Genomic DNA, 5,407 nt, shown 5'->3' with positions numbered 1-5,407 from the left:
CCGCCTCACGTTCGGGAGCCACGCCCAGCGGGCTGGCCTCTTACACCACGCTAATGGGCACTACTCGTTGTTTTAGGGGCTGCAGATACCTTGGTTGGAATGCTCGAAGGTGGTAAGAGATGATCGCTAGAAACGTTGTTCAGGGTGAGCTTCGCAGAGAGCTACTGGGGCCCCTTTCTCTGGCGGAGCGGCAGGGGAAGCCCCTTGACCTAGATAGTCCCATCGTATTCGCTAACTACGCTGAGGCAGGCGGTCCTTGGCACGTGGCTTCGTCCGGCGAAGAGGTCATATCAAGTGGTCAACCTGGAAACCGTTACGGTGTGGGGCTCTTGTTCCCACGACATCCAGTAGAGGGGGCACCGGAAGTCGATATCGACGCCCTAGGGAGCCGCGATGAAGAGGCTTCGCGGGAACAACCTGCCGGTCTGGTGCATTCCGCTGAAATAGGTATGGAAAGCGGAACTGCCGCAGATGAAGGTGACGATCTAGAGCTGACAGGCGCGTACGAAAAGTTGCCATCCAGTTTGGCAGTCACCTGCGTGATTGATCCGATTGCTCACACTGACGCGGACTGGGTTGTTCGGGGAGCTCGCTATAGGCCGTTTTCGGTCCGAATAAATGGGCAATCTCTGACGTGGTACGCGCGCGCCCCCTTCGAAGTAAGAGGACGGGTCAGCCTCGACATTCTTCGGGGGAGCCACCGTAAGACAATGACGTTGAGTGGTGAATCTTTCGGAGACGGTGAGGCCCAAATAGATGTCAGCGTCTACACTCGCGAAAGCACCCTTAGCAGCCAAAACGGCGAGACCCTGGCGACGTTTATTCTTGAGAACTGCCACTCTGGGGTCGGCCAAGAGTCAATCTTATTTCAGACTGAGTTGGAAATTTGCACCCTCGGGCAATTCGCTTTCCGACCTTTCGCTGAACGGCCGTTGATAGACAGCACTGATGAAGAAATGGCCGAGTTGGCCTTGCTTTTCAGAAATACCAGGACCTTTGCTCGCGGCCATGGTTGTGCCGCTAACTGGGGCGAACCAGTTGGCGATTGCGTTGATAGAATTTGGGCCGAAACCCTTCCAACCTATGAAGGGCCGAGCCCGACACCGGACATCACTGTTGTAGACGAGGCAGGATGCCCCAGCGCTCTAAGCGTTGAAATGAAATTGCTCGCCAACGGCAGCTCGGTGGGAGACTCGAAACTGGAGCGAGTACTTGAATCCTACGAAGCGTGGATCGAAGAGCAAAAGCAAGTCGTTCCGACTCTGCAAACACAATATGTTAAGGCTGCCAAAACAAACCTCCAGCGCTGTGAAGTCGCACTTTCCCGTATGAGGGCGGGGCTGAAGGTAGTACAGGGTGATGAACGTGCACGGTTGGCTTTTAAGCTGGCGAACGAAGCAATTCTGATGCAGCAGTATCGTTCTCGATTGCCCAAGCGCGAATTCACCTTGAAGGGAATGCGCACCAACTTTTCCACTCCGATGCCGATTGATCCTCAGATAGAGGACTCAAGGGCGAGTTGGAGAGCCTTTCAAATCGGATTCTTCTTGAGCGTAATTCCCGAGCTTGTCGATCCCACGGATTCGCAGCGTGAAAACGTTGATCTGATTTTCTTTCCCACGGGCGGCGGGAAGACGGAAGCCTATTTAGGGGCCGCAGCGTTTGCGATTATCCATAGGAGACTAGAGAATCCGGAAGATTCCGGGACAACGGTGATGATGCGATATACGTTGCGCCTCCTGTCTGCGCAGCAGTTCTCAAGGGCTTCATCATTGATTGCGGTTCTGGAACACATGCGTCGGCGGCCAGGACTGAATCTGGGGACCGAGCCAATTAGTATCGGAATTTGGGTTGGGGGAGGAGCGACGCCCAACAGATGGAAAGACGCCATCCGAGACCATGGCGACATGTCGAAATCCCCTGATGCGACGAATCGCTTCCTGCTACGCAAGTGTCCTTGGTGCGGAGCGAGGTTTGGCTACTCGCGGTTGGCAAGGGGAAAGGGGATGCTCCACGGCTACGAGAGAGTCGGTCAGCGTATCGAATTCGTTTGCCCAGACGTTGGCTGCCCATTTGGCGGACGAAGTTCGCTTCCGATTCACGTCGTGGATGACGGTATTTATGCTGCCAGACCAAGTTTCTTGCTGGGAACGGTAGATAAATTTGCAATGTTAGCCTGGCGTACCGAAGCTCGTCGTCTTTTTGGTCTTGGAATTGATGGCGAAAGGGAGCTTTCTCCTCCTAACCTAATTATTCAAGACGAGTTGCACCTCATTTCCGGGCCTCTAGGATCGATGGTTGGAATCTACGAGCCTGTCATCGAAGAACTTTGCACGGATCGCCGTCACATTCCTCCGGTCAGGCCAAAGATCATTGCAGCAACTGCAACAATCAGGAACTTCAAGACGCAGATCCGAGACTTGTACGGACGTGAGGAAGCCACTCTATTTCCTCCAAATGGCCTTGAACAGGGGCATTCATTTTTTGCTGAGCCTGCAGTGAATGAGGACGGAACCTTCAAACCCGGACGCCGATACTTGGGGATTCACGCGCCAGCTCTGAGATCCATGCAGAGTACTCAAGTTAGAGTGCTATCGGCAGCCCTTGTTGGTGGCATGCGCTTGGAGCCTGAACAGCGGGATCCATATTGGACAAACCTTTGTTTCTTCAACAGTCTGCGCGAGCTCGGAAACACCGTCTCACTCTTGCAATCTGATATTCCGGACTATCTAAAGGGATGGGCAGCGAGAGAAGGCGTCGATCGGATTAGTATGCGGATGCCCAAGAATGTCCGAGAGCTCACGAGTCGACGGAGCGAGGAGATAACGAAGGCCCTTGAAGAGCTGGAGGTATCGCTAGAAACGTCGAAGACTCAGACTGTCGATATCAGTTTAGCTTCAAGCATTGTGGAAGTCGGGGTCGACATTGATCGCCTTTCGTTGATGACTATCGTTGGGCAGCCGAAATCGACCGCTCAATACATTCAGGTAAGCGGTCGGGTCGGCAGAAAGTGGAAGGAAGCTCCAGGGCTGGTCTTGACACTTTACGGTGTATCGAAGCCGCGTGACAGAAGCCACTTTGAGAGGTTTCGAGAGTACCACGAGCGGCTTTTTGCCGGAGTTGAACCGACGAGCCTTACGCCGTTTGCTGAGCCGGTCGTCCGAAGAGGACTGCAAGGAGCAGCCGCATCTTTCGTTCGTCAGACAACTGCATATGGCACTCCATTTCCTTTTCCGAATGAAGCTTTTGATCGCGGCGTAGAACTGGTTCGGAGCCGAGCGCGACAAGTAGACCCGAACGGTGAAGAACTTGTTAGCAAATATCGAGACAGTTTAGTCAGGAAGGCGAATGCGTGGAATCGGACTGAATGGGATGGGAACCAGCAGGGAGGTTCGGTGACGGATGGACTCATGCGCTACGCGGGTTCTGTAGGAACCGAAGAATCACTCCCCATGTGGGAGGTCGCTTCATCCATGCGAAACGTGGATGCGGAGTGTCAGCTTCGAGTTTCTACTTATTACGCTGAGCTGGATGGGGAAGGCACGAATGAATAGGGGGCCGATCCGCCGAGGACAGCTGGTTTCGCCGTTTGGAGTGGGCGCAATGAGTACGCTCGTAAACGGGACTTCGATCATAACTGCGGGACTTGATGCGTGGTTCAACGTGCCAAGTGGAAGTGAACTGTATCTGGAAGAGTTCACGGCTCCTGCTACTGATCCTCGCTTGCTGAAACGTCTCAGAGTTGATGAATTGCGACTACCGCCAGATTTTAGAAGTCGTAGGCGACAATCGGAATCTGGTGGGAAGAACGAGTATCTTACAGTCCCGGCTCTTCGGTTTCCTGGCTGGAACTTCTGCCCATGGTTGAGCTGCCGACGGCTTCAAAAAACACCGTTGACCAGAAGCGAAACGGTCCGATGCGATTCACCGATTCATGAAGGCTGGAAGTCACGTCCCATCATGCATCAGGTTCCCTTTATCGCGATTTGTTCATCGGGCCACCTTTCGGACTTCCCATTTAGAGAGTGGGCTCACAAATCCTCGAATCCATCTTGTGACCGTTCTATGTCACTTCGTGCTGCTGGCAGCGGTTCGCTCGCTGGACAGGTGGTTCAATGCGAGTGCGGAGCAAAGCGTACATTAGGGCGGATACTTGAGGGTGGTAATGACGTCGATGGTCAGGAAACGTCTTTCGTTTCGGACAACCTCATTCCGGGCAACAAGTTCCTTTGCCAGGGGAGCAAGCCTTGGACTCAAGAATACGAGGACTGCAGCAAGCCGCTTCGAGGAGCCCTGCGCGGATCTGGGAATGTTTACTTTCCTAAGATTGAAACCTCGATCTTTTTACCCAATGGTAATTCTCCAACCCCGCCTGACCTGGTCGAGAGCTTGAGAAAGCCACAAGTTGAATCAAAATTGTCATTTCTCGCGCAGATAGGAATGGGTGTTTCTGTCGCTGACGTCCGGAAGCTCGTGCCGTCGGAATATCTGCTTGGGTACGAAGACGATGTAGTAGCTGCCGCAATTGACGAATTACTTGGAACGGAATTTGAGGACGCACCAAGTGCGGAGGAATCTTGTGACGAAGAAGAGCTCAATTCGCAGGCGCTTTGGCGCGCGCCGGAATACAGTGCGCTTGGGCGTATTTTGAATTTCGAAGACCTCAGGACCAGCGATCCCGGAATGGCAGAGTCGGTTTCCGGTCACTTTCAACTTGTGCACAAAATAGAGTCGCTACGGGAGACTCGTGCGCTTCGAGGCTTTACGCGACTTCGAGATTCAGCTTTGTCGCTCGAGGCCGGCAAGGCTTCACTTCAACGAAGCAAGGGGAGCGCCAGTAGGACTTGGCTTCCAGCATTTGTCGTTCGTGGCGAAGGAATATTTTTCGAATTCCGCGAGGACAGGCTGGCAGCCTGGGAAGCGACTCCAGCTGTTGAGAGGCGGATTGAGAAGCTTGCTTCCAAGCACGATGAACTTGTGCGCAGCAGCGGGGATTCTCATGTATCCGGCGTGAGCGCCAGGCTAGTCCTTCTTCATACGTTCGCGCACGTCATGATTAATCAACTTATCTTTTCCTGCGGCTACAGCAGCGCCTCGCTAAGGGAGAGAATTTACGTCCATGATGAGCAAATGAGCGATCCAATGGCAGGAGTGCTCATATATACGGCTGCCGGCGATTCCGAAGGGACAATGGGGGGGCTTGTGAGGATGGCAAATCAAGACAACCTCGAGAAAGTGTTTGCAGCCGCAATTTCTGAGAGTGAATGGTGCGCTTCGGACCCAATTTGCATGGATCTTGGACGTACGGGACAAGGGCCAGACGGATGCAATCTTGCGGCTTGGGTCAAGTCCCGGGAAGTGGTGTAGCGGTTGTGTCCTTCGGTGAACGTTTTCAGGCGCTCAGTGC

General features: G+C 53.7%; 2 protein-coding genes. Both read left to right on the top strand.

The features are described 5' to 3' along the window. Positions 1-329 precede the first annotated feature (329 nt). Positions 330-3,554, top strand: a complete 3,225-nt coding sequence (locus tag ABD088_RS00980) for a helicase-related protein (protein WP_343899479.1) — start codon at positions 330-332, stop codon at positions 3,552-3,554. After that, positions 3,487-5,367, top strand: coding sequence for a DrmB family protein (gene drmB / locus ABD088_RS00975; RefSeq protein WP_343899477.1), 1,881 nt, complete (start codon positions 3,487-3,489; stop codon positions 5,365-5,367). The genes ABD088_RS00980 and drmB overlap by 68 nt, the downstream gene beginning before the upstream one ends. The last annotated feature ends 40 nt before the right edge of the window (positions 5,368-5,407 follow it).

It is taken from the genome of Arthrobacter rhombi (assembly GCF_039526245.1).
GTDB lineage: Bacteria > Actinomycetota > Actinomycetes > Actinomycetales > Micrococcaceae > Arthrobacter_H > Arthrobacter_H rhombi.
This window is presented reverse-complemented; position numbering and strand designations above follow the sequence as displayed.

Coding starts and splice junctions, on each gene's coding strand:
- drmB (WP_343899477.1), top strand. CDS start 3,487: ATGCGGAGTGTCAGCTTCGAGTTTCTACTTATTACGCTGAGCTGGATG.